Annotated in this window: 25 protein-coding genes and 1 pseudogene; 13 read left to right on the forward strand and 13 right to left on the reverse strand. The window is 67.6% G+C overall.

What is annotated here, in order from left to right; genetic code table 11:
- Positions 1-43: 43 nt before the first annotated feature.
- Genes BMY25_RS15175 through hemP form a run of 5 tightly spaced genes read right to left on the reverse strand, consistent with a single transcriptional unit; the run spans position 44 to position 4,121 of the window.
- Complete coding sequence (locus tag BMY25_RS15175) at positions 44-832, reverse strand: heme ABC transporter ATP-binding protein (protein WP_092498037.1); 789 nt, start codon at positions 830-832, stop codon at positions 44-46.
- Positions 829-1,941: a FecCD family ABC transporter permease gene (locus BMY25_RS15180; RefSeq protein WP_238858370.1), complete on the reverse strand. Its 1,113-nt coding sequence runs from the start codon at positions 1,939-1,941 to the stop codon at positions 829-831. Before BMY25_RS15180 ends, BMY25_RS15175 begins: the two co-directional genes overlap by 4 nt.
- Entirely contained in the window at positions 1,941-2,897 is a 957-nt protein-coding gene (locus BMY25_RS15185) for a heme/hemin ABC transporter substrate-binding protein (protein WP_092498041.1), read from the reverse strand. Before BMY25_RS15185 ends, BMY25_RS15180 begins: the two co-directional genes overlap by 1 nt.
- Positions 2,894-3,928 carry a hemin-degrading factor gene (locus BMY25_RS15190; protein WP_177176881.1) on the reverse strand — a complete coding sequence of 345 codons (1,035 nt, stop codon included), beginning with the start codon at positions 3,926-3,928 and terminating at the stop codon, positions 2,894-2,896. Before BMY25_RS15190 ends, BMY25_RS15185 begins: the two co-directional genes overlap by 4 nt.
- A gap of 13 nt (positions 3,929-3,941) precedes the next feature.
- Positions 3,942-4,121 carry a hemin uptake protein HemP gene (hemP, locus tag BMY25_RS21320; RefSeq protein ID WP_092498045.1) on the reverse strand — a complete coding sequence of 60 codons (180 nt, stop codon included), beginning with the start codon at positions 4,119-4,121 and terminating at the stop codon, positions 3,942-3,944.
- A gap of 184 nt (positions 4,122-4,305) precedes the next feature.
- On the opposite strand from hemP, the gene BMY25_RS15200 reads away from it, so the two are divergent.
- Positions 4,306-4,785, forward strand: a complete 480-nt coding sequence (locus BMY25_RS15200; protein WP_428976974.1) for a nucleoside deaminase — start codon at positions 4,306-4,308, stop codon at positions 4,783-4,785.
- A gap of 24 nt (positions 4,786-4,809) precedes the next feature.
- Here BMY25_RS15200 and BMY25_RS15205 read toward each other — a convergent pair whose 3' ends face one another.
- The 6 genes and pseudogenes from BMY25_RS15205 to BMY25_RS21375 all read right to left on the reverse strand — a co-directional run.
- Positions 4,810-6,099, reverse strand: coding sequence for an acetylornithine deacetylase (locus BMY25_RS15205; RefSeq protein ID WP_304529034.1), 1,290 nt, complete (start codon positions 6,097-6,099; stop codon positions 4,810-4,812).
- Between the two features lie 44 nt (positions 6,100-6,143).
- On the reverse strand, positions 6,144-7,100 hold the full coding sequence (locus tag BMY25_RS15210) for an ABC transporter substrate-binding protein (protein ID WP_238858362.1): 957 nt from the start codon (positions 7,098-7,100) through the stop codon (positions 6,144-6,146).
- A gap of 23 nt (positions 7,101-7,123) precedes the next feature.
- Positions 7,124-7,915 (reverse strand): ABC transporter permease, encoded by a 792-nt coding sequence (locus BMY25_RS15215; protein ID WP_092498047.1) that lies wholly within the window; start codon positions 7,913-7,915, stop codon positions 7,124-7,126.
- Positions 7,912-8,682 (reverse strand): ABC transporter ATP-binding protein, encoded by a 771-nt coding sequence (locus tag BMY25_RS15220; protein ID WP_092498049.1) that lies wholly within the window; start codon positions 8,680-8,682, stop codon positions 7,912-7,914. The genes BMY25_RS15215 and BMY25_RS15220 overlap by 4 nt, the downstream gene beginning before the upstream one ends.
- A gap of 56 nt (positions 8,683-8,738) precedes the next feature.
- Positions 8,739-9,437 (reverse strand): TenA family protein, encoded by a 699-nt coding sequence (locus tag BMY25_RS15225; RefSeq protein WP_092498051.1) that lies wholly within the window; start codon positions 9,435-9,437, stop codon positions 8,739-8,741.
- Positions 9,438-9,858: 421 nt separating this feature from the next.
- A pseudogene (locus tag BMY25_RS21375) lies at positions 9,859-9,957 on the reverse strand (hydantoinase/oxoprolinase N-terminal domain-containing protein); the annotation flags it as partial.
- A gap of 208 nt (positions 9,958-10,165) precedes the next feature.
- On the opposite strand from BMY25_RS21375, the gene BMY25_RS15235 reads away from it, so the two are divergent.
- A complete protein-coding gene (locus BMY25_RS15235) occupies positions 10,166-10,588 on the forward strand; it encodes a winged helix DNA-binding protein (RefSeq protein WP_346432149.1) in 423 nt (140 codons plus the stop codon).
- 16 nt (positions 10,589-10,604) lie between these two features.
- Here BMY25_RS15235 and BMY25_RS15240 read toward each other — a convergent pair whose 3' ends face one another.
- Complete coding sequence (locus BMY25_RS15240; protein ID WP_238858363.1) at positions 10,605-11,297, reverse strand: GntR family transcriptional regulator; 693 nt, start codon at positions 11,295-11,297, stop codon at positions 10,605-10,607.
- A 105-nt stretch (positions 11,298-11,402) separates the two neighbouring features.
- Between BMY25_RS15240 and BMY25_RS15245 the strand changes: the two genes are divergently transcribed.
- From BMY25_RS15245 to BMY25_RS15290, 10 genes are all read left to right on the forward strand, one after another.
- On the forward strand, positions 11,403-12,698 hold the full coding sequence (locus tag BMY25_RS15245) for a M20 family metallopeptidase (protein ID WP_238858364.1): 1,296 nt from the start codon (positions 11,403-11,405) through the stop codon (positions 12,696-12,698).
- Positions 12,695-14,275: an ABC transporter substrate-binding protein gene (locus tag BMY25_RS15250; RefSeq protein WP_092498057.1), complete on the forward strand. Its 1,581-nt coding sequence runs from the start codon at positions 12,695-12,697 to the stop codon at positions 14,273-14,275. Before BMY25_RS15245 ends, BMY25_RS15250 begins: the two co-directional genes overlap by 4 nt.
- A gap of 3 nt (positions 14,276-14,278) precedes the next feature.
- Complete coding sequence (locus tag BMY25_RS15255) at positions 14,279-15,226, forward strand: ABC transporter permease (protein ID WP_092498059.1); 948 nt, start codon at positions 14,279-14,281, stop codon at positions 15,224-15,226.
- Positions 15,219-16,049 carry an ABC transporter permease gene (locus BMY25_RS15260; RefSeq protein WP_092498061.1) on the forward strand — a complete coding sequence of 277 codons (831 nt, stop codon included), beginning with the start codon at positions 15,219-15,221 and terminating at the stop codon, positions 16,047-16,049. The genes BMY25_RS15255 and BMY25_RS15260 overlap by 8 nt, the downstream gene beginning before the upstream one ends.
- Positions 16,046-17,629, forward strand: coding sequence for an ATP-binding cassette domain-containing protein (locus BMY25_RS15265; protein WP_092498063.1), 1,584 nt, complete (start codon positions 16,046-16,048; stop codon positions 17,627-17,629). The genes BMY25_RS15260 and BMY25_RS15265 overlap by 4 nt, the downstream gene beginning before the upstream one ends.
- 4 nt (positions 17,630-17,633) lie before the next feature.
- Positions 17,634-18,851, forward strand: coding sequence for a M20 family metallopeptidase (locus BMY25_RS15270; RefSeq protein ID WP_092498064.1), 1,218 nt, complete (start codon positions 17,634-17,636; stop codon positions 18,849-18,851).
- Positions 18,848-19,960, forward strand: a complete 1,113-nt coding sequence (locus tag BMY25_RS15275; RefSeq protein ID WP_092498066.1) for a M24 family metallopeptidase — start codon at positions 18,848-18,850, stop codon at positions 19,958-19,960. The genes BMY25_RS15270 and BMY25_RS15275 overlap by 4 nt, the downstream gene beginning before the upstream one ends.
- Positions 19,961-20,043: 83 nt before the next feature.
- Positions 20,044-20,625 (forward strand): histidine phosphatase family protein, encoded by a 582-nt coding sequence (locus tag BMY25_RS15280; protein WP_346432150.1) that lies wholly within the window; start codon positions 20,044-20,046, stop codon positions 20,623-20,625.
- A gap of 81 nt (positions 20,626-20,706) precedes the next feature.
- Positions 20,707-21,864, forward strand: a complete 1,158-nt coding sequence (locus BMY25_RS15285; protein ID WP_238858365.1) for an AI-2E family transporter — start codon at positions 20,707-20,709, stop codon at positions 21,862-21,864.
- A 56-nt stretch (positions 21,865-21,920) separates the two neighbouring features.
- Complete coding sequence (locus tag BMY25_RS15290) at positions 21,921-22,544, forward strand: DUF2939 domain-containing protein (protein ID WP_092498070.1); 624 nt, start codon at positions 21,921-21,923, stop codon at positions 22,542-22,544.
- Positions 22,545-22,558: 14 nt separating this feature from the next.
- Here BMY25_RS15290 and BMY25_RS20860 read toward each other — a convergent pair whose 3' ends face one another.
- Complete coding sequence (locus BMY25_RS20860; RefSeq protein WP_177176882.1) at positions 22,559-22,729, reverse strand: hypothetical protein; 171 nt, start codon at positions 22,727-22,729, stop codon at positions 22,559-22,561.
- 143 nt (positions 22,730-22,872) lie between these two features.
- Here BMY25_RS20860 and BMY25_RS15295 point away from each other — a divergent pair, with 143 nt between their 5' ends.
- Entirely contained in the window at positions 22,873-23,298 is a 426-nt protein-coding gene (locus BMY25_RS15295) for a BA14K family protein (protein WP_238858366.1), read from the forward strand.
- The last annotated feature ends 139 nt before the right edge of the window (positions 23,299-23,437 follow it).

The following is a 23,437-nucleotide window of genomic DNA, read 5'->3' on the forward strand; positions in this document are numbered from 1 at the left end:
CGCATGAACTCTCGCTGCGTGGCTTCAACGCGCGCCGGACCCGTTACCGGCGGGCATGCGGCAGCACCGCGGGCCGGCCGGTGCCGCCGTGAAGCTGGACCTGGAGGCGCACGCCGAACGCGCTTTCGATCAGGCCTTCGGTCATGATGTCGACCGGCGCGCCCTCTCCCACGATCCGGCCGCCGGAGAGGACGACCAGCCGGTCGGCGTAGAGCGCCGCGATGTTGAGGTCGTGCAGGATCGCCAGTGCGCCGCCGCCTTGCCGGGCGTGGTCGCGCGCAATGTCGAGAATGGTGAACTGGTGGCGAATGTCGACGCTGGCGGTTGGCTCGTCGAGGAAAAGCCAGCGCTCGGATGCGGGGGAGCCGCCGCATTCCAGTTGGGCCAGGATCCGGGCGATCTGCACGCGCTGCTGCTCTCCCCCGGAAAGCTGGCGATAAAGCCGGCCCCCGCAGCCATCGAGCCCGACGCGGGAAAGCAGGGCGAGGGGTATGCGGCGCCTCTCCTCGGGCTGGAGCGTATCCGCCACGGTCAGGCCAAGCGACACGACCTCATAGACAGTGAAGGGAAAGCCGACCTCCGTGGATTGCGCCAGCACGGCGCGGCGTTGCGCCAGTTGCCGCCGCGGCCAGTCCGCGAGATCGCGCCCGTCGAAGAGCACACGGCCGGTCGCGGGTGCGAGCGTGCCGGTCAACGCCTTCAACAGCGTCGACTTTCCCGCTCCATTCGGTCCGATCACGATGCAGAGTTCGCCGGCGCGAAGCTGCAGGTCGATGTTCTCCAGCACCTTGCGGCCGGAAAGCGCGACCGAAAGGCCTTCCGCGCGGATCATGCGGCGGCCAGCAGGCTGCGGCGACCGAGCAGGAGCCAGAGAAAGAAGGGCGCCCCGATCAGCGCCGTCACGATGCCGATCGGCAGTTCGGCCGGTGCGATGACGGTGCGGCAGATCGTGTCGGCACCGATCAGGAGCACCGCCCCGAGCAGGCCGGATGCCGGCAGCAGCAGCGCATGGCGCGGGCCGATCACCAGCCGCAGCAGGTGGGGAGCGAGAATGCCGATGAAGCCGATCGGCCCGGCCAGCGCCACCGCGCCGCCGACGGAAGCAGCCACGGCGAAGATGGCGATGCGTTTCAGCCGCTGCACGGAAAAGCCGAGATGCTGGGCCTCGCTCTCGCCGAGCAGCATGGCGTCCAGTCCACGCGCAATCGCCGGGAGGATCGCGAATGTCGCGAGCGCGAAGGGCAGCATGGCGGCCACCGCCGTCCAGCTTGCGCCGCCGAGGCTGCCCATGGTCCAGAAGGTGACATCGCGAAGCTGGCGATCGTCGCTGGCCAGCACGAGGAGGCCGGTGAGCGCGCCGGAAAGGGCCGCGATGGCGATGCCGGCCAGCAGCATCATGGCGATCGAGGTCTGGCCGTCCCGCGTCGCGATCCGGTAGAGCAGCAGTGTGGTGCCGAGCGCGCCGACAAAGGCGCCGACCGGCAACAGCAGACCGACGGGCAGGTCGAGGCCGCCGAACAGCGCATCGCCCAGGACGATGACCGCGACCGCCGCAAGCCCCGCGCCGGAGGAGACGCCGACGAGACCGGGATCTGCCAAAGGATTGCGAAAGAGCCCCTGCATCACGCAGCCGGAAATCGCGAGCACGCCGCCGATCAATCCGCCCAGCACCGCGCGTGGCAGGCGGATCTCGTAAAGGATCAGCCAGTCGCGCGCGGCGAGCGCATCGGTGACGCCCGCGAGCCGGGCGAGCGGCAGAGTGATCGCACGGCCGGGCAGAAAGCCGGTGGGGCCGGTCGCCACCGAAATCAGGATCGTCGCGATCAGAATCAGGACAAGCAGCCCGGCCACCAGCCGCCCGAGCGGCGCGCGGTCACCGGCAATGACCTCCGCCGCGCCCTCGCCGCGTCGAAACGGCAGGGGCAGGAAGCCCTCCGCCATCATCGGCCGGCGCTCATCCAGGGACGCGCCTCCAGTTCAGGCAGAGCGAGGTCGGGATAAAGCGCGGCGGCGAGATCGCGGACCGCGAAGGCGATACGTGGGCCGAAGCCGAGAAGATAAAGGCCGTCCATGACGACGATCCGGTCGTTGCGGACCGCGGGTGTGGCCGCCAGCGCGGCGTCAGACTTGATGCTCTCCGCGTTCAGGCCGTCGCCGCCATTGCCCATCACGACGATGGCGTCGGGAGCGGCGGCGAGCAGCGCCTCCGTGCTGAGCTGCCTGTAGCCGTCATAGCCATGGATCGCGTTTTCCGCCCCGGCAAGCTTCAGCATGGCATCGGCTGCCGTACCCTGCCCCGCCGCCATGACCCGGCCGCCGCGCTGGCTCAGCACGAAGAGCACCCTGGCGCGCGAGGGCACCTCGGCCACCGCCTTTTCCACCCGGTCGAGATCGGCCTCCACGGTTTTGGCGAAGGTTTCGCCCTTCGCGCTCTCGCCCGCGACGTCGGCGATGAAGCGGATCTTCTTCGCCACCCCGGCCGCATCCTGCTCGCTCGGCACGAGGACGAAGGGCACGGACGCTTTCTCCAGAAACGCGATCGTCGGGGCAGGCCCGGAGCCTTCTTCCGCCAGGATCAGGCTCGGCCGCAGCGACAGCACGCCTTCCGGCGAAAGCTGGCGCATGTAGCCGACATTCGGCTTGTCCTTCAGCGCCTGCGGCGGGAAGAGGCTGGTCGTGTCCACCGCCGCGATACGATCCCGCAGGCCGAGGGCGTAGAGGATTTCGGTCGTGGCACCACCGACGGACACGATGCGGGAGAGGTCATCGACGGTCACCTGTCGCCCGGCGGCATCCCGGACGATATGCGCCGTCTCCGCGCGAACCGGCAGGGCCGCGCCGATCCACAACACAGTGAGGGCAACGAGCCGGACCGATTCCTTGGCGGACGGTCTCAACGCGGCATCTCCGGCAGGCTTTCCGCCAGCGCGTTCCAGTTCGGGTCTTCCGCCTTGTCCTCGTCGCGCACGCCGAAGAACTGCGTCACCAGACTGCCGGCCGCGTCATAGAGCTCCACGGAGGTGACGAAGCCGAAGCGGCTGGGCTTGCGAACGCGCCAGGCCTCCGCGACGAGGTCCTCGCGCAGATGCAGGTTGAACCCGGGGTCGAGGATGTTCAGCCAGGGTCCGACCGGCTTCACCGTCTGGATCGGACCGCTGTGGATCTGGATGCAGCCGCGACTGCCGACGAAGCACATGATCGGCTGTCCCCGCCCGGCCGCGCGCTCCATCAGCAGGCGCGGCGCGGTCTCCGTGAGCCGCGCGGCATAGGTGCCATCGAGCAGCGAAAGCGCCTGCCGCCGCGCGAGATCGTGACGCTTCAGCAGCGGGAAGAACTGGTGGACGTCGGTCATCGCCTGGAAGGAGCGGAGGAAGCCCTCCGGGTCTTCCGGCTGGGCCACCGCCAGCGGTGCGACCGGCGCGGGCGAGAGATCCAGCCGCAGCGGCGCCGCAATGGCGAAGCGCAGGCGGATCTCGTCGAAGGCGGCGACATCGGAGGACGGGCGGAGATGAACCTTCACCGCGGCGTCGCCATGGCGGTCGAAGATCTGCAGGCTGCGGCGCGGGCCGCCATCGCCGGGAAGCTCCACGGCAAAGGCCGCGCTCCAGACCTTGGGGAAAAGACGGAGATCGAGCTCGCCGTTGCGCATGAAACCCGCATGGTCGCTGAGCCTGGTGACGCCGAAGGTGCCCACCTTCTCATGCACGGCCACTTCGTTGCGCGTCAGGCACATGACCTCGCCGAGCGTCGGCAGCGCCGCCAGCAGCGCCGGCGCGTCGAGGCGAAGCGGCGACACTTCCGGGCCTTCGTGATCGGCCAGCAGCTCCGCTTCGGAAATGCCCATCTCCGCCGCGAGGTCGCGCGACCGCATCCCGCTCTGGAAGAACGCCTTGGGCGCGCTGCCCCCGATACCCCTGATGTCCGTCATGGAAGCCTGCCCGTCACTTCGTGAGAATGAGCTTTCCCTGCCGCGTTTGGCGGAGCACGTAGCGCTCCGAGCCATGCATGATCACCAGTTCGCGCCGGCCGCCCAGGAGGGCGTCCGATGCGATCTCGCGCGGAGATCCGTGCTCTCGCGGGTGCAGCGGCGGCGTGGGAGGGGGTGAAGATGCGTGCGACATTGTCAACTCTTGACGTCAACTTTGAAGACAGCGGCGAGCGACGTCAATAGTAGAATTCAGATTTCAGGTTTCTTCTGTTGGAAATCTCCGGGCACGGCCTGGCTTCCGCGATACGGTTGGCCGGGCAGCGCCGGGCAGCTAGGATCGACGCGACGGAACGCGAGATGAACCCCGGGAGATCGCGATGGAAAAGATGTCCGATCACGAGGCGCTGCTGAGGGAGGCATTCCGGGTCGCCCGCGAGGCGCGCGAAGCCGGCACCCACCCCTTCGGCGCGGTGCTGGTCGGGCCGGACGGGACCGTTCTGATGGAGCAGCAGAATGCCTTCCAGCCCGACCACGACATGACCGGCCACGCCGAACGCGTACTGATGACGCGCGCCTCCAAGACCTATGACGCGGCTTTTCTGAAGGAATGCAGCATGTACACGTCGGCCGAGCCCTGCGCGATGTGCGCCGGCGCGGCCTACTGGGTCGGGATCAGACGCGTGGTCTACGGCTTGAGTGAGAAGCAGCTCAAGGCGATCACCGGCGACCACCCGGAGAACCCGACGCTGGACCTGCCCTGCCGCGCGGTGTTCGAGGCCGGCCAGCGCGCGGTGGAGGTGATCGGCCCGCTGCTGGTGGAGGAAGCCGCCGCCCTGCACGAGGGCATGTGGGACTGAAGCTCCCCGGAGGTCCGACGGGCCTCAGCGGGGCGTGTTCGACCAGTCGTGGATGAAGCCGAGCAGCACTTTCGTGAAGGTCTTCAGCTGTTCGATCGAAACCTGCTCGTTGACCGAGTGGGCCTGCCGCAGTTCGCCCGGTCCATAGATCACGGCCGGAATGCCCGCCGCGCCGAACCAGCCGCCATCGGTGACGCTGGACGAGACGTCCATCTCCGGCCGGGTGCCCGTGACGCCCAGATGATGGCTTGCCAGAAGCTGGACGCCCGGATGCCCGGGATCGACCTCCAGCGACGGGAAGATCTCGCCGCGATCGACGATCATCGACTTGCCGCCCCAGACGAAGGTGGGCGGGTTTTCCCGGAGCCATGGATCGGCGGCAGCGACCGCCGCGATATGCGCCTCGATCTCGCGCGTGATCTCCTCATGCGTTTCGTTGGGATAGAAGTGGACGGTGATCCAGAGCCGGCATTCGTCGGCGATGAAGGCGGCGTGGCGGCCGCCCTCGATCACGGCGGGGTTGATGGTCGTGGAGCCGAGCGGGCAGCCGGGATAGCTCTTGGTCACGGCCCAGTGCTGTTCCAGGTCGCGCAGCCCGCCCATCACCTTGGTCATCTTCTCGATGGCGCTGGCGGCATGCAGGCCGCCGCCGGCATGGATCATCTGCCGCCGGGTGCCGTCATGATAGGTGCGAGCGCTCTTCACCGTGACCCAGCCGGTGATGACCCCGCCCTGCCCCTTCATGTGGAGGTCGGAGGTATCCACCACCACGGCGAGATCAGCCGTATAGCCCTTGTTGCAGCACTGAAGCGTGCCGGCCTCGCCGACCTCCTCGCCGATGACCGATTCGAAGGTGACGTCGCCCCGAAGTTCCAGACCGGATTCATGCAGGAGGCGCACCGCGAAAAGCGCCCCGGCCAGGCCGCCCTTCATGTCGGCCGCACCCCGCCCGATCACCACGCCGTCGCGGACGATAGGCTGGAACGGCCCGGTCTCCCAGGGCTCGTCGGGGCTGACTTCCGCGACGTCGACATGGCCATTGAGGATGAGGCTGCGGAAGCCGTCCGACCGGCGGCCCTTGCGCACGCCGACGACGTTGGGATCGCCCGGATAGATGTCCCAGGTCTCCGTGGAGAAGCCGGACGCTTCGAGATGCCGCCCGATAAAGGCCTGCGCCTCGCTTGTGTTGCGAGCCGGCGGGGCGGGCGTTTCGAACGCGATCAGCGTGGTCAGCAGGTCGACCAGCTCGCCTTCCCGCTCGTCGACCTTGTTCAGCAAATCCTGCAGCGTCTCGGCCAAGGCAATCTCCAGCACGGGGGTTCGCTCTTCCGGCGGCAATGGGGCGCGAGCCCCGCCGATTATTTCGTCACGTCGATCGCGTAATCGGAGACCGGGAGTTCCTTCTTGATCAGCTTGCTGTCGAAGAGAAACTTGCCGTAGGCCTCGTAGCGGGCGGCGTCGAGTTTGGCGGGGTCCTTGTCGAACATCGGCAGGGTCTGCTGCCACGACGCCTTGTTCAACTCGTTGTTCAGGTCCGCATGTTCCTTCGCGAACGTGGCCCAGGTCTCCGCGGGATGGGCGAGGAGATAGTCCGTTCCCTTCTTCAGCGCCGCCAGGAACTTCGGGATGCGCGGGTCCTTGGCGCTGTCCTTGTTGGCGAGGATGATCAGTTCGTCATAGGCCGGGATGCCGTAATCCTCGACGTTGAAGACCACCGGGGTGACCCCGTGCTCCTTGATCTCGTTCACCTCGACATTGCGGTAGGCGCCGATCACACCGTCCACCTGCTTTGACAGAAGCGCGCTGACCAGCTGGAAGTTGACGTTGACGAGGCTGACGTCCTTCACGGACAGGCCGCCCTTTGCCAGCATGGTGCCGAGCGTCGCGTCCTCCACGCCGCTGACGGAGAAGCCGATCTTCTTGCCCTTGAAACCGGCGATATCCTTGATGCCGTTGCCTTCGATCGCCAGCAGCGTGTTCAGCGGATGGTCGATCAGCGTGCCGACGCGCACCACCGGCAGGCCCTGGTCGGCCAGGAGATAGAGCTGCGGCTGGTAGCTGAGGGCGAGATCCACCTGCTTGGCGGCGAGCAGGCGCGGCGGCACGCTCGGATCGGCGGGCGGCACGATCTCAACGTCGAGGCCCTCGTCCTTGAAGGCGCCGATCTGCTGGGCCACCAGGATCGGCGCGTGATCCGGATTGATGAACCAGTCGAGCATGACGGTCAGCTTGTCGGCGGCATGGGCCGACTGCATCATTATGAGGGCGGCGACCGTTCCCAGAGCAAGTCTATTCAGCACAAGTCTCTTCAGCATCGTGCGGTCCTTCGTGTGCGATGTCAGGCGGATCTGCCGGCGGGGTGGCTGGCGTCGGGAACCCAGTAAAGGATCCGGCGCAGGAGGATATCGACGAGCTGCCAGAGAAAGACAGCCATCAGCGACAGGAGGAAGAGCGCCGCGAAGCAGACGTCGGTCTGCATGCGGGCGTTGGAATTGAGCATGACATAGCCGAGCCCGCTGGCGGAGCCGACCCATTCGCCGATGACCGCGCCGATCGGCGCCACCGCCGCCGCGACGCGCAGGCCGGAGCCGAAAGCAGGCAGCGCCGCCACCAGCCGGACGTGCCGCAGCTGCGCGTAGGGCGAAGCGCGCATGGTTTTGGCGAGATCGATCCAGCCGGTCTCCGTCCGCCGCAGTCCGTCGAAGAAGGAGGCGGTGACGGGGAAGAAGATCACCAACATGGCCATGATGACCTTGGAGGCGAGGCCGAACCCGAACCAGAGGACGAGCAGCGGCGCCAGCGCGAAGACCGGGATAGCCTGGCTGACGACGAGGACCGGCATCATCCAGCGCTGGAAGAGCGGCGAGAACATCATGGCGAGCGCGAGGCTGGCGCCGAGCAGCAGGCCGAAACCGAGCCCCAGCATGATTTCGCAGATGGTGATCAGCGCGTTATGGGCGAGATAGCCGCGCCCGTTCCAGAGCGCGACTGCCACACGGTCCGGCGTCGGCAGCATGTAGGACGGAACGCGGAAGAGCAGCGTCAGCCCCCACCAGATGAGGATCAGGCCGACAAAGATCAGCAGTCCACGCCCGCCACGGCCGAGACGAAGGGTTCGTCCGGCCGTCATCGCGACGCCTCCACGAGAAGCCGCAGCAAATGGCCCTGGCTGGTGAGGACGGCGGGATCGTCCGGCGCGCGCGGCGGCTGGCCGGGCACCGTGAACGGCTCGCCCAGCCGGGCGGGATGGCCGGAGAGCACCATCAGATGATGGCCGAGCCGGCAGGCTTCCAGCGGATCATGCGTGATGAGGAGCACGGTCCGGTCCGCCAGCAGCTCGGCGGCCAAGTCCTGCACCATCGCGCGGGTAATCGCGTCGAGCGCCGAGAACGGCTCGTCCATCAGCACGATCGGCTGGCGCTCGTAGAGCGTGCGGGCGATCGCGGCGCGCTGGCGCATGCCGCCGGAAAGCGCCGCCGGAAGCGCCTTTTGCCGGGTGGACAGACCGACACGCTCAAGCAGGTGCTCGGCCCATGGCCGGTCGACGGGTTCGCGGCGCAGCCGCGCGCCCAGCGTCACGTTCTGCATCACCGTCAGCCACGGATAAAGCAGGTCCTGCTGGCCCATATAGGCGATGCGACCGGGGATCGGCAGGCCGTCGGTGCCGATGACCGACCCGGCGGTGGCATCGGCGAGACCGGCGATGATCTTGAGCAGGCTGCTCTTGCCGACGCCGCTGGAGCCCAGCAACGCCACGAATTCGCCGCCGGAGATTTCGAAGGACAGGTTCTCGAAAACCGTCTGCGCGCCGAAACGCAACGTCAGGTCCCGGACCCGGATGCCCGGGTTCCCGCCGTTCGGCGTCTGATCGCGCGTCGCGGCCGCGGCTGCGTCCATTCGAGGTCTTACCAAGGCAACCAACGGCTCAGTCCCTCCGCTCGGTCGGATTGTCGTTATCGGGGCTCCGGCCGCGCGGCGTCGAGGCCCATCTGCCAGAAAGCGGTTTCCAGCCGCGTCGCGGTCAGGAAAATGCGCGACAGGCTTTCGAACCGGGCTTCCCCGCCATAGCGCCGGCTGAGATCCTCCAGCTTGTCCAGCGCGGTGCGAACGCTCGTCTTGTATTCCTCGCTGTCGTAGTTCCGAAGCCACGCGCCATAGGGGCTGCCGTCCAGCACCGTGGCGGGATCGGCGAGCAGAAGCTGGCCCACTTCCGCGTAACCCGCGACGCAGGGCATCAGCGCCACCGTGAGATCCAGGATATCCCCGGTATGGCCGACATCGCTGACATAGCGGGTATAGGTCATGGTTTCCGGCGCTTCCGGCTCGGCCGCCATGCTTGCCTCGTCGAGACCCCAGCCCGCGCAATAACCCACATGCAGCGGGATCTCGGCCAGCACGGCTTCCACGCCCGCCGCGGCGGCGCGGATATCGGCGAGGTTCGTGCTCTTGTAGACCGACAGGCCATAGGCGCGGGCGAACTGCGTCAGGAACAGATAATCCTGAACGAGAAAGCGGCGGAAGCAGGCCTCCGGCAGCGACCCGGTCCCCAGCGCCCGCACGAAAGGATGGCTGACATAGCCGGTCCATTCGTCGCCGGCCGCGGCGCGCAGCCGCCCGAAGAAGCCCGTATCGAAGTCGATGCTCGTGCTCATGAACCCTCTTGCGCGTGTCCGTCGAAGCAGTCGAATCGTTTCGGCTGCGTGCGGAGCCTTCTAGGCCGGACGCCGCGCCACGACCATCATCTCCTTTACGCGGCGGAAGACGGCGTTCGCCCCGGACGTCAAGACGGGCTGCCCTCCGACGGCCGGTGGCACCCCGGCGCATTCAGAACCACCGGGATCTCCGGCCGGGCGGAGTTTGCAGGCTTCCGAACCGAAGGTTGCCCCCGCGCATTGCCGGGGTTTGGCATCGGCGTGGCCGATGCAAGAAACAAGCCGGAGAGGCCCGCGCCCGCCCATGCGTCACGCCTCGGGTGCGCCGAAGCCGCCGCCGGTGGGCGTGATGACGGTGATCGCCTCGCCCGCTTCCAGCATCGTCTGCGCGCAGCCGGGCAGGATCTCGTTCTGACCCTCGAAGCATCTTGCGGGTGTGCAACCGCCCAGCGGGATCGCGGCCGATGACATCGGTGAGCGTGCCGCCGCGGTCGATCCAGAAATCCCAGACGCCGGTCATCGCAGTTCCCCTCACGCAAGATCCTCAACGCCGATACTTCGTCGGCATTTTGTCTCCAGCTGAGAGCGTTCTTCGACGGAAGGGGAGACCATCATGACGGCGGAGGACAGCAAAGAGAACGCAATCCCGGCGCTCGGGCCCATCCTCTCCTCCGGCCACCTTGCCGCGCGCGCTGCCCGCACTGTCGGAGGTGGAGTTCGGGGTCATCATGCTGACCCATGCCTTCAACCGCTGGATGGTCCGCTGCATGGCGGCGGCCGGCGTGCCGGACCTTTCCCCGATTGACGTGCCGGTGCTGCACAACGTCAACCATCGCGACAAGCCGAAGACCCTCGCCGACATCTGCCTCGTCCTCAACATCGAGGACACGCATGTCGTCGCCTACGCGCTGAAGAAGCTGGAGCGGCTGAAGCTGGTGGAGAGCGGCCGGCGCGGCAAGGAGAAGCTGGCGCTGGTGACCGCCGAAGGCCGCGCCGCCTGCGAGCGGTATGGCCGGATCCGGGAAGCGCTGCTGGTTCCCTCGGTCGGGGCGACGCAATTTTCCGGCGAGATGCTGTCCGAGCTCGCCAGCCATATCCGGGCGCTTTCCAGCCATTACGACCAGTCCTGCCGGGCCGCCGCCTCGCTCTAGAACCGGCGCCCGGCTTTCAGCTGATCTCGTTGATGTAGCAGTACTTGTCGGTCACCGCACGATGCCAGCCCGCCACCACGGGAACACCCGTATGGTCGAACGAGACTTCGTGGATGGCAAGCACCGCGGCGGGAAGGGCCAAGTCCAGCCGCGCCGCATCGACCGCGTCGGCGAGTTCCGCCGTCACCTGCTCGCGCACCGCCGTGACGCGGATGCCGTAATGCTCCAGCAGATACAGGTAGAGCAGCTCCGCCACGTCTTCCGGACGCTCCGGGAAATCCGGCAGGCGCGCGGCCGGGAGCGAAAGTTCCTCGTGCATCACGGGGCGGCCTTCCACCGAGCGCAACCGGGTGAGGCTGACCAGCTCCGTGCCGGCCGGAAGTTCCAGCGCCGCCGCCTGCCGCGCATCCGCGAGCGTCCGAACGACGGAGAGGATCTGCGTGTGGGAGCGCAGAAGCTCGCCTGCCGGCCCGCGCAGCCGAAAGTGCCGGTAGAAGAAGCGAAGGCTGTGAGCGGGCGTGCGCCCGGTGACAGCCGTTCCCGTCTTGCGGCGGCGGACCAGCATGCCTTCGGCGACGAGATCGGCCAGCGCGTGGCGCAGCGTGCCCACAGCCACGCCGAAGCGCCGCGCAAGCTCCGCCTCGTTCGGGAGCACGAAGCCCGCCGGCCATTCCCCGACCAGGATGGCTTCGGAGACCTGCCGCTTCACGTGTTCGTAAAGGGGAACGGGACGCTCTGGATTGACAAGAGTGCTGGACCGGTCATTCATATAAAGAATATAGTTTAACCCTGCCTAAAGAGAAAGCACCCGTTCTTGCCAGCCGCCCTTTCCGCAGCCTTCGACAAGGCCCTTGCGCTGATCGCCCATGACGATGCGGCGGTCGAGGCCGAGCTCGGCCGGATGCTGGCCGTCGATACCAGCTATCCGCCGGGTGAAAACTACGGATCGTTCGCCGATCTGATCCAGGCGGCGACCGCGCCCGCCGGATTCGAACATCGCCGCGTCGTCGTGCCCGAAGAGCTCTGGCGCGCGCCGGGAGCGCGGGGCGAGCGGGTCAATCTCATCGCCACCCGCCGCACCGGGAAACCGGTCTGCTCCCTCTACTTCCACACCGATACCGTTCCTCCTGGCGAAGGCTGGAGCGTGCCGCCGCTCGGCCTCACGCGCGATGGCGACCGGCTGACCGGCCGTGGCGCCGCCGACATGAAGGGCACCGTCGCCGCGGCGCTCGCGGCGATCCGCGCCGCCGATGCCGCCGGGCTGGAGCTTGCCTACGATCCGGCGCTGCTCCTCTGCACGGACGAGGAAGGCGGCGCCTATCCCGGCATTCGCTATCTCGCCGAGCAGGGTCTCGTCGAAGGTCACCTGCTCAGCTTCAATGGCGGCGCGGCGCCCCGCATCTGGGCCGGCTGCTTCGGCTCGATCGACCTCCTTATCCGCGTTCGCGGGCGCGGCGGGCACAGCGGCGATCCCGGCAACGGCGTCAACGCGCTGGAAGCCGCTTTGCCGCTCCTCAACGCGCTCAATGCTCTGAAGCCGGCCGTCGCGGCCCGCGCTTCCGCCATGCCGGCCCCGCCGCATTACGGCGAACGCCCGCTTCACGGCCTGCTCACCGTCGCCGCCGTCCATGCCGGGCAGAAGGGCTCGTCCCTGCCGGCCGTCGCCGAGATCCTCGTCAATCGTCGCTATGCGCCGGAAGAGCGCTTCGAAGACGTGCTGGCGGAGCTCCAGGACGTCATCGACCGTGCGATGGAGACAAGTCCGGCGCTCGGCTACGACATGGAGACCACCGGCCACCTCATTCCCGTGGAAGACCCCAGTGGCCCGCATTGGCCGCGCTGGCAGGCGGCGCTGGCGAAGGGCTTCGGCTTCACCGAATTCCGGCCATGGGGATCCTCGACCTCTTCCGACATGGGCTTCGTCCAGAGGACCGGCCTGCGGGAAATCCTGCTTGGCGGCCTCACCCGGCCGGACAACAACACCCACGCTCCCGACGAATTCACGACCCTGACCGACGTGAAGGCGCTGGCCACCAGCATCCTGGCCTATCTCGCCGCCGACTTCGCACCCGACCTCATGCCGACTGCCCAAGATGGAGCGCAGCAATGACCTTTCTGAGCCTTTCCCGCCGCCGCTTCATGGCCAGCGCCGCAGCCCTCGGCGCCCTGGGCGCCATGCCGCTGGCCGGCTCCCTGCCGGCCCTTGCCGCCGCTCCCGCCCCCGCCACGAAGGGCGGCACGCTTCGCGTTTCCGTCGATCAGGCGGTCAGCGTCATTAACCCGCTGATGGTGCGCGTGAATCCGGAGTACCTCGTCGCCGAGTTGCTTTACAGCGGCCTGACGCGGCTGAAGCCCGACATGACGGCCGAGGCCGACCTCGCCCAGTCGTGGCAGGCCTCAGACGACCTGAAGACCTGGACCTTCACGCTTCGCCCGAACCTCGTCTTTACCGACGGCTCGCCCTGCACGTCGAAAGACGTGGTCGCGAGCTTCCAGGCGATCCTCGATCCCAAGACCGCCTCGCCCGGCCGCGCCGGGATCAGCGCGATCGAGGCGGTTGCGGCCGATGGCGACGACAAGGTGGTGATCACGCTGCACGGCGCTTCCGCCGACTTGCCCGTCATCCTCACCTACCCGAACGCCAAGGTCGTGCCCGCCGCCATCATCTCTGGCGGGCTGGACCGGCTATCCCGCGAGGCGGTCGGCACGGGCCCCTTCAAGCTCGTCTCCTACGAGCCGGACCGGCAGATCGTGGTGACGCGCAACGAGCATTATTACGAGCCCGGCCGGCCCCATCTCGACCGGGTGGAAGTGGTCGTCTACCCCGACCAGTCCGCCGGCACCTCGGCGCTGATCTCCGGCGATATCGACCTCGTCTATTCCACCGACGCGGCAGAGTACCAGCGCTACCAGAATGCCAGCGGCGTGGTGCCGCTGCGCGTGCCCTCCGGGCAGTTCCTCAACATCAACATGGGCTGCGACCAGAAGCCCTTCTCCGACGTCCGCGTCCGGCAGGCGCTGGCGCTCGCGGTGGACCGCGAGGCGCTGGTCGGCTTCATCGCCCAGGGCTTCGGCACGCCGGGCAACGACAGCCCGCTGAACCAGGCCTACCCCTTCTACAAGGAGCAACCGCTCAAGAAGCCGGATTACGACAAGGCCAAGCAGCTGCTGGCCGAAGCCGGCTTCCCCAATGGCGTGGACCTGACGCTGATCGCCTCCGACAAGCCGGGCACGCGCACGCAGCTCGGCATCGCGGTGCGGGAAATGGCCACGCCCGCCGGCTTCCGCATCAACGTGCAGACCATGCCGCACGCGACCTATCTGGATCAGGTCTGGAAGAAGGGCTCGTTCTATGTCGGCTTCTACAACATGCAGGCGACCGCCGACGCCATCTTCTCCCTGCTCTACACGTCCGACGCCGCCTGGAACGAGACGCGCTGGAACAACAAGGAGTTCGACGGCCTGATCGCCGAGGCCCGCACCACCTCCGACGGGGACAAGCGCAAGGAGCTCTACGGCCAGGCGCAGGAGCTGATGAACAAGGAAGTGCCCTCCGTCATCCCGGTCTTCTTCGACCTGCTCGCCGCGCGCCGCGACTATGTCGAAGGCTACGAACTGCATCCGCGCGGCGCCGTGTTCCGGCTGGACTACGTCTCGCTCGGCGCGAACGCTCCCAAGCGGGGCTGAGTTTTGTCGCTGTCCTGGTTCCTCAAGCGGCTGGCGCTGATCGTCTATACGCTGCTGATCGTGTCCGTCGTCGTGTTCGGCATCACCCAGGTCCTCCCGGGTGACGCCGCCCAGTCGGTGCTGGGCGAGAACGCGACGCCGGCGGCGCTCGCCGCGCTCCGCGTGAAGCTGGGGCTGGACCAGCCGGTGCTGGTGCAGTTCGCCCATTGGCTGGGCGGCGTGCTCCATGGCGATTTCGGCACGTCGATCCGTACCGGCCAGCCGGTCGGCCCCATGATGTTCACCGCGCTCGGCCGCTCGCTGATCCTGACGGTCCTGTCGCTGGCCTTGATGCTGGTCATCGCCGTGCCGCTCGGCATCCTGGCGGCGCTGCGTCGCGGCCGCGCCGCCGATGTCGGCGTCGGGCTGATCTCCTATCTCGGCGTTTCCGTGCCGGAATTCGTGACGGCGACGGTGCTCCTGATCGTTCTGGCCGACTGGCTGCAGCTTCTGCCCGCCACCGGCTACGTGCCGCTGGCCGAGCACCCGATCGAGGGGCTGAAGCACCTCGTGCTGCCCGTGCTCACGGTGTCGCTGGTGCTGGTCGCCCACGTTTCCCGCATGGTGCGCTCGGAGATGGTGGACGTCCTCCACAGCGACTATGTGCGCGCGGCGCGGCTGAAGGGCCTGCCGGAACGGGTGGTGCTGGTTCGCCATGCGCTCCGCAACGCGCTGATCCCCGTCGTCACCATCGTGGCGCTGGACGTCGGCTACGTCCTGGGCGGCATCATCGTGGTGGAGGAGATCTTCGCCCTTCCCGGCATCGGGCGACAGCTCATCGTGGCGATCGAGTCACGCGACCTGCCCGCCATTCAGGCCGGCGCGCTGATCATGGCGGCGACCTACGCGGTCGCCAACCTCATCGCGGACATGGTCTGCGCCCTTCTCGACAGGCGTATCCAGTATGACTGACACCTTCGCGCGGCTCATCCGCACGCCGCAGGGACTGGCCGGGCTGGTCCTGATCCTGCTGCTCGTCCTCGTGGTCCTGTTCGGACCTTCCATCGCGCCGGTCAACCCGGAGAAGATGGACTTCATGGGCCGCTTCGCCAAACCCGGCGCGGCGCACTGGCTGGGCGGCGACCAGCTCGGCCGCGACGTCTTCAGCCGCATCCTCACCGGCGCGCGCACCACCATCCCCATGGCCGTGGGCGCGACGCTCGCCGGCACGCTGGCAGGCGCCCTGCTCGGCACGCTTTCCGCCTATCTCGGCGGCCGGGCGGACGAGTTCATCATGCGCACGGTCGACGCGGTCATGGCGATCCCCGGCCTGCTGCTGGCGCTTCTCGTCGTCAGCACGCTCGGCAAGGGCGACCTCAACGCCATGCTCGCCATCGCCGTCGCCTTCGCGCCCGGCATGACGCGCATCACCCGCAGCGTGGCGCTGACCGCGCGGCGCATGGACTACGTCAACGCCGCGGTCGCACGCGGCGAGAGCGGCGCGTGGATCGTGTTCCGTGAGATGCTGCCCAACGTCACCGCGCCGGTCGTGGTGGAATCGACGATCCGCGTCGCCTTCGCCATCATGTTGTTCGCGACGCTTTCCTTCCTCGGCCTCGGCGCGCAGCCGCCCGCCTCAGACTGGGGCCTGATGATCTCCGACGCGCGCGTCTACCTGCATCAGGCGCCGTGGATGATCATCGCGCCGGGCGCCGCCATCGCGGTCGCGGCCATCGGCTTCAACCTTCTGGGCGACGGTCTCCGCGACGCCATGAACCCGAGGAACGAGACGTGACGGCGCTCCTCGACATCGCGAACTACTCGCTCGCCTATCGCACGCGCGGCACGGAAACGACCGTTCTCTCCGCCATCGACCTGGCCGTCGGCGAGGGCGAGGTCCTCGGCCTCGTCGGCGAATCCGGCTCCGGCAAGAGTTCGCTCGCCTGGGCGATCATGCGGGCGCTGCCTTCCAATGCGCGCGAGGATGGCGGGACCATCCGCCTGCGCGGCGACGACCTGCGGGCGATGGGCCCGGCCAAGCTCCTCGAAGTCCGGGGCGGGCGCATCGGCATGGTGTTCCAGGATCCCGCGACTTCGCTGAACCCGACGCTGACGCTCGGTCGGCAGATCGTGGAAGTGCTGAAGCAGCACCGCGGCATGGGTCGGGCCGAGGCGCACCGCGAGGCCGTCGAGGCCCTGCGCCGGGTGGAGTTGCGCGACCCCGAAGCGCTGATGGCCCGCTATCCGCACGAGGCCTCCGGCGGCGAGAAGCAGCGCGTCGGCATCGCCACCGCCTTTGCTTGCCGGCCGGAACTCGTGATCTTCGACGAGCCGACGACGGCGCTCGACGTCATCACCGGCAACCGCATCCTCGAGCTCTTCCGGCGTCTCCGCGACGAGACCGGCGTGGGCGGCCTCTATATCTCCCACGACCTGGCGCTGGTGCAGAAGGTGGCCGACCGCGTGGCGGTGCTGGACCGTGGCCACATCGTCGAACAGGGGGACGCACGCCGCATCTTCACCGCGCCGCAGGCCGATTATACGAAGCGCCTCGTCGCCGCCGTGCCGACGCCCGAGCATCGGCTGGTGGACGACCAACCCGCCGGGGGCGAACCGCTGCTGACGGCGGAAGACATCGCCGTCACCTATGGCCGCAAGCGGCTCTTCCGCGACAAACGCGTCGCCGGCAATCGCGGCATCAGCCTGTCCATCGGCAAGGGCGAGATCCTGGGCCTCGTCGGCGAGTCCGGTTCGGGCAAGTCGACGCTCGCCAAGGCGATCACCGGCATCAACCGCTTCACCGGCCGCATCCTCTACGACGGCCGCTGGGTCGAGCACGAACGCCAGATGGACCGGCAGTACCGCGCCGGCATCCAGATCGTCTTCCAGCACCCGGACGCCTCGCTCAATCCGCGCCAGACCATCGGCGAAATCCTGCAACGGCCGCTGCGTCTCTATGGCGGCGACGTGAAGGACGTGCCGAAGCTTCTGGAGCAGGTGCGGCTGCCGGCCGACTTTGCGCGGCGCTATCCGCACCAGCTTTCCGGCGGCCAGAAGCAGCGCGTCGCCATCGCCCGCGCCTTTGCCGCACGGCCGAGGCTGGTGATCTGCGACGAGATCACGGCGCCGCTCGACGTGTCGGTGCAGGCCTCCATCATCGAATTGCTGCTGGAACTCCGGCGCGCCCATGGCACGGCCTACATGTTCATCACGCACGATCTAAACCTCGTGCGCCAGATCGCCCACCGCCTCGCCGTCATCCGCGGTGGCGAACTGGTGGACCTCCTCAACGCCGAGGATGTCGGCGCCGCCTCCACCCATCCCTATACGCGCGAGCTGATGGCCGCGTCTTCCAGTCTCGTTTCCAACGGTTGATCCCATGACCCACGAAGAACTCCTCGGCTCCATCGACGAGAAGGCATGCCTCGCCTTCCTGAGCCGCATGGTGCAGCACAAGAGCTACAGCCAGACCGAAGGCGAGCGCGTGCTCGCGAGCTTCATGGCCGAGGAGATGCGCAAGCTCGGCCTGGATGCGGAGCTGACGCCGGTGGAAGGCGAGCGGGTCAACGCGGTCGGCCGTCTCAAGGGCACGGGCGGCGGCAAGAGCCTGCTCTTCAACGGCCATGTCGACACCAACCCGGTCACCGAAGGCTGGACCGTCGATCCCTGGGAAGGAAAGATCGACGACAAGTTCATCTACGGCATCGGCGTTTCCAACATGAAGGCCGGTGACGCCGCCTATTTCTGCGCGGTGAAGACACTGGTCGATGCCGGCGTGAAGCTGAAGGGCGACGTGATCCTCACCTTCGTGGTGGGCGAACTGCAAGGCGGCGTCGGCACCGCCGCGCTGATGCGGCAGGGCCTGCGGGCGGATTACTTCGTCAATTCCGAGCCGACCGACCTCGAAGCCATGACGATGCACGCCGCGGCCTTTACCTTCATCATCGAGCTGATCGGCAACACCCGTCACCTCTCCAAGCGCGAGGAAGCGGTGGACGCCATCATGGCGGCCTGCGACCTGATCCCCCGGCTGAACGCGATGAAGTTCAGCGGCGCGCTGTCGCCGGAGCACGAGAAGATCAACCGCGTCCATGTCGGCGTGGTGCGCGGCGCGCTCAGCCGTGCCTTCGAGGAATGGCGCCCGGCCCAGGTGTCCGATTACGTGAAGCTTTCCGGCTCCGGCCGCTACGCTCCCGGCCAGAACGAGGAAGCGGCGCTGGCCGACATGCAGGCGGAACTCGACGCCCTCGAGAAGCGCTTCCCGGGCCTGAAAACCGTGCTGACGCCGGAGCGGCTGCAGGGCCGGCAGACGATGCCGCCCTTCGAGGTGAAGCGCGACAGCCGTATCGTGACCACCATCAACGAAGCCTACCGGCGCGTGCGCGGCACCGAGCAGCCGACCGGCGCGGTCACCCCGCCCGGCTATTACGGCACCGATGCCGGCCATCTCCTCGCCATCGGCGGCATGGAAGGCATCGTCTGCGGTCCGGGCGGACGCTACAACACCATGCCCGACGAACGCGTCGATATTCCGGATTTCCTGGACATGGTGCGGATCTATCTCCTCACCATCCTCGATATCTGCGAAACGGCATGAGCGGGATCTTCGCGCCCCGGCTGGCGGCGCTCCGGGCCGTGCTGAAGGCGCAGGGCTGCGCGGCCATGCTGGTCGATCATGCGGAGCTGCTGGCCTGGATCACCGGCTACACCGTTTCGGAAACGATGTACCGCGCGGCGATCGTGCCGCTGGAGGGCGAGCCCCTCTTCGTGCTCCGCGCGCTGGACGCTCCGCCCTGCCGCGCCGCGGTCTGGTTCGCCGACGTGACCGGCTATGCCGATGACGAGGACCCCTACGCGGTCGTCGCCGAAGCGCTGCGCCGGCGCGGGCTGGCGGACGGCCGCCTCGGCGTGGACGCCCGCTCCTACGGCTTCACCGAACACACGGCGACGCGGCTCCGGGCCGCGCTTCCGGCTGCCGCTTTCGTCGATGTCGGCCCAGTGTCCGATCGCCTGCGCGCCGTCAAGGACGCACACGAGATCGACCTCCTTCGCCGTGCATCGGGCATTGCCGACCGCGTCATGGCGGAGCTTGCCCGGGAGGTGAAGGCGGGGATGCGGGTGCGCGACGCCGCCGCGATCGCCGCCGCGGCCTCGCTTCGGGAAGGCTCGGACGAAGGCGGTCCCGGGCCGATGCTGCGGGCGCGCGGCGACAGCGAATTCCTGCATGCGCAAGGCCTCGGCGTGGTGCTCGGCCCCGGCGACGTGCTGCATGTGGAGCTGACGCCCAAGGTCGGGAACTACAGCGCCCGGCTGATGCGGCCGATCCTTCTCGGCGATTGCGGCGACGCCGAGCGCGTCACCCGGCGGCTGACCGCCATCCAGGCTCGGCAGATCGAGGCGATGGTTCCGGGCGCTCCGGCCCGCGATGTCGACGCCGTGCTCCGCGACGCGGTGCTGGCGGAAGGCCTGCGGCCGGATTACCTCAACGTCACCGGCTACACCCTCGGCCTCTACGGCCGTACGCCGCGACCGAGCGACTTCTCCCTCTCGTTCCATCCCGGCAGCGACTGGCGGCTGGAGACCGGCATGGTCTTCCATATGTACGCCTCCGCCGCCGGTGTGGCGGTCAGCGAGACCGTGCTGGTGGGCTCGCCGCCGGAACGGCTGACGCGCTATGGGCCGGGGCCGATCCAGCTGACGGCCTAGACCGGAGCGACCGCCGTCATGGACATCGCACGGCGCTGCGATATTGTGCGTCGCCCTCCCCTCCAGCCCTTCGGAATCCCGCCTTGAAACGTATCCTCTGCATCCGTCACGGCCAGTCGACCTTCAATGCCGCGTCCGCCGAAACCGGCGTGGACCCCCTGCATTTCGATGCGCCGCTGACCGAACTCGGCCACCAGCAGGTCCGGCGGGCGCGCGAGGCCATGCGCGACATCCCCGTCGAGCTGGTCGTGACCTCACCCCTAACCCGCGCCTTGCAGACGACGCATGGCATCTTCGACGGGCATCCCTCAGGGCCGCGTTATCTGGTGGAGGCGCTGCATCGCGAGCGGCTGGAAAGCAGCTGCGATGTCGGCCGTTCCCCGGCCGAGCTGGCCCCGGAGCATCCGGCCTTCTCGCTCGACCACCTGCCGGACGTCTGGTGGCACGCCGAAGGCGAGCCGGACGAGCGCGGCATCTGCGTGGAGCCGCTGGAAGCGCTGCAGGCGCGTCTCGCGCAGTTCCGAATCGTCCTTCAGGGGCGGCCGGAGCAGACAATCGCCGTGGTCGGCCACGGCACGTTCTTCTTCCACCTGACCGGGCGCTGGCTCGACAATTGCGAGATCCTGGAGCTGCGGCCCGAGCAATGGGACGTGGCGGCCGAATAGCCGCCATCTTTTTCCCTTGGAAAGGAGAGGAACGGACCGGCCTCGGCCACGTTTCCGCATCTTTCCCGGGGAACTACTCTGATGAACGAACTGGCGCGATCGCGCGAGGCAGGAGCCGTAGCGGCGGAAGAGCGCGGGCACCGATCGAGCTCGTTCCCGAGATGGCCGGTGATCGGCCTCTTCATCCTTGCGGTCGGCGCGACGCTGTATGTGGCCAAGGGCTTCATCGTCCCGGTGCTTCTCGCCTTCCTGCTGGCACTGGTGCTCAGCCCCGTCGTCCGGTTCTTCGCCCGCCGCAAGGTGCCGGAATCGCTGACGGCCATCGTGCTGGTGGCGATCGCGATCATCGTCCTCTTTCTCGGCGCCTACTTCCTGAGCGGCCCCATCGGCGACTGGCTCCACAAGGTGCCGACGCTGGGCGCAGAGGTGCAGAACAAGCTGAGCCGGCTGCGCGGGCCCATCGAGCGGCTGCAGCACGCCAGCCAGCAGCTGGAGGAGATTGCCAGCGGTCCCAAGGGCGCGGCGCAGGAGGTGGTGGTCAAGACGCCTGCGCTGACCAACAGTGCGGTGGCCTATGCGCCTGACATCGTCGCCAAGTTCATGTTCGCCTTTTTCCTGCTCCTGTTCCTTCTGGCTTCCGGCGACATGTTCTACATGAAGCTCGTCCGCGCCATGCCGTCGCTGAAGGACAAGAAGACGGCGCTCAGGATCGCCCACGACATCGAGCGCGAGCTTTCCCGCTATCTCTTCACCATCACCGTCATCAACATTTCGCTCGGCATCGTTGTGGGGGCCGGGCTCTGGCTCATCGGCATTCCCACCCCCATGCTCTGGGGCGTGCTGGCGACGGTGCTCAACTACATTCCCTACGTGGGGCCGGTGATGGGCATCGTGACGGTCGGCGCCGTGTCGCTGGTGAGCACGGACACGCTGACGCATGCGCTCTACGGCCCAGGCTTCTATCTCCTCTGCGTCACCGTGGAGGGCCAGTTCCTGACGCCCATGATTCTCGGCCGGCGGCTTGAAATGAATGCCGTTTCCGTGTTTCTGGCGGTCGCTTTCTGGGGGTGGCTCTGGGGCCTTGTCGGCATGCTGATGGCGGTGCCGCTGATGGTTGCCGTCAAGATCTTCTGCACCCATATCGGGGTTCTGAATGCCTTCGGCGACTTCCTTTCGGAAGAACCCGAGCGCCACGAACCGCCTTCAGGCGGCACGGAGGAAACGGCCTCCGCAGTGTGAGGATCAGAGATCGCGGGCTATGCGGACCCTTGATCCCCGGAGGTCGAGGAGTTTCGATGCGAAGCCTCATTATCGTGATCGTGGCGGCGGTTCTCGTGATCGCCGCCTATGTCGCCTGGCCCTTCCTGGGGCTCTACCAGCTCGCCAGCGCCATCCATTCCGGTGACACGAACGCGGCGCTGGCGCGGATCGACGTTCCCGCCGTGCGCCGCTCCATCGTCTACCAGGCCCTGAACGAGGGCAGCCGGATCACCAAGGTCGGACGGCACCTCAAGGGCTTCGAGCGCCAGCTCGCGCTGAATGCCAGCACCAGCTATGTCGACCAGCAGCTCGCGGGCATCGTGACGCCGGATTTCATCGAGCAGCTGATCGCCAAAGGCCAGATTCCGGAAAACTTCGCGCCGGCCGACCCCTCCGCAACGCACGCCGTGAGCCTCCCGTCCAATCCGCTGCGCTACATCCACGGCTGGGGCCTCGTCTCGCCGGTGAAGTTCGAGGTGACGCTGGGCGTCAGTTCCAAGCAGGAGGACTGGGGATCGCTTGTCCTGAGACGGCGGGGCTTGCTCTGGAGGCTGACCGAAGTGTCGCTGCCGCAATCCGTCGTGCAGCGCCTCGCGGCCACCTTGAAGGCGAAGATGGAGAGCGGCAACTGGCCGGGTGGCGCCGCACCGGGCCGTTGAGAGTTTTCTTTCCGTCAGCGCCCGCCGAAACGCGCGTCCACACCGACCGCGCCCCCGACGGTGATCGTGGTGTCGCCCACCTGCGTGGTCGTCGAGGCCGGAGGCGCATCGGCGTCCTGCACGGCCTGGCAGCCCACGAGGCTAAGGGCCAGCAGACCGGCAACGATCAAGAAATGACGGCTCAACGTCGTTCTCCCACCGGGTATTCCGAGCGCGGGCTGGAACAGGCTGAAACATTTACCTGAACAGGAACCCGTCACGTTCACACGTGAACCTTTTCCCTGCTATTCCATTCTCCATACAGAAGAAACGGATGCAGGAAAGCGTCATGCGTAAAACAATGACAGCCGGCCTTGCTGCTGCGATGGCTCTCACCGCAACGGCTTTTGCCCCCGCCTACGCGGGCATGGCTTCCATGGGCGGCGATGCCGGCGTGAGCGCCCCTGTCCAGCAGGTTCAGTATTATGGCAACGACTGGCGTGGTGGCCCGCCCCCGCCGCCCCGCGGCCACTGGGACCGGGATGACGACTGGCGTCGCCATCATCGTCATCATGGCGACGCGGGTGCGGCCGTAGCGGCCGGCGCGGTCGGCCTTGCTGCTGGCGCCATCATCGCGGGCCAGGCTAACCGCGATCGCGGCACGGATGTGTCCGGTTACGTCTCGTATTGCTCGCAGCGTTACCGGTCGTTCGACCCCAACAGCGGCACCTATCTCGGCAGCGACGGTCTGCGTCACCGCTGCGTCGCTCCGTAAGCGAAGCGACTGACTCGAAAAGAAAAACCCCGCCGGTTTCCGGCGGGGTTTTTCTTTGCCCGTTTCCGGGCCTGTTCCTGGGTCTATTGCCTTCCCGTTCGCGCAGATCTTTTCGGGGAAGGTGTCCCAACACGGTCAC

The sequence above is a fragment of the Faunimonas pinastri genome, from assembly GCF_900110915.1.
In the GTDB taxonomy this organism is placed as follows: domain Bacteria; phylum Pseudomonadota; class Alphaproteobacteria; order Rhizobiales; family Afifellaceae; genus Faunimonas; species Faunimonas pinastri.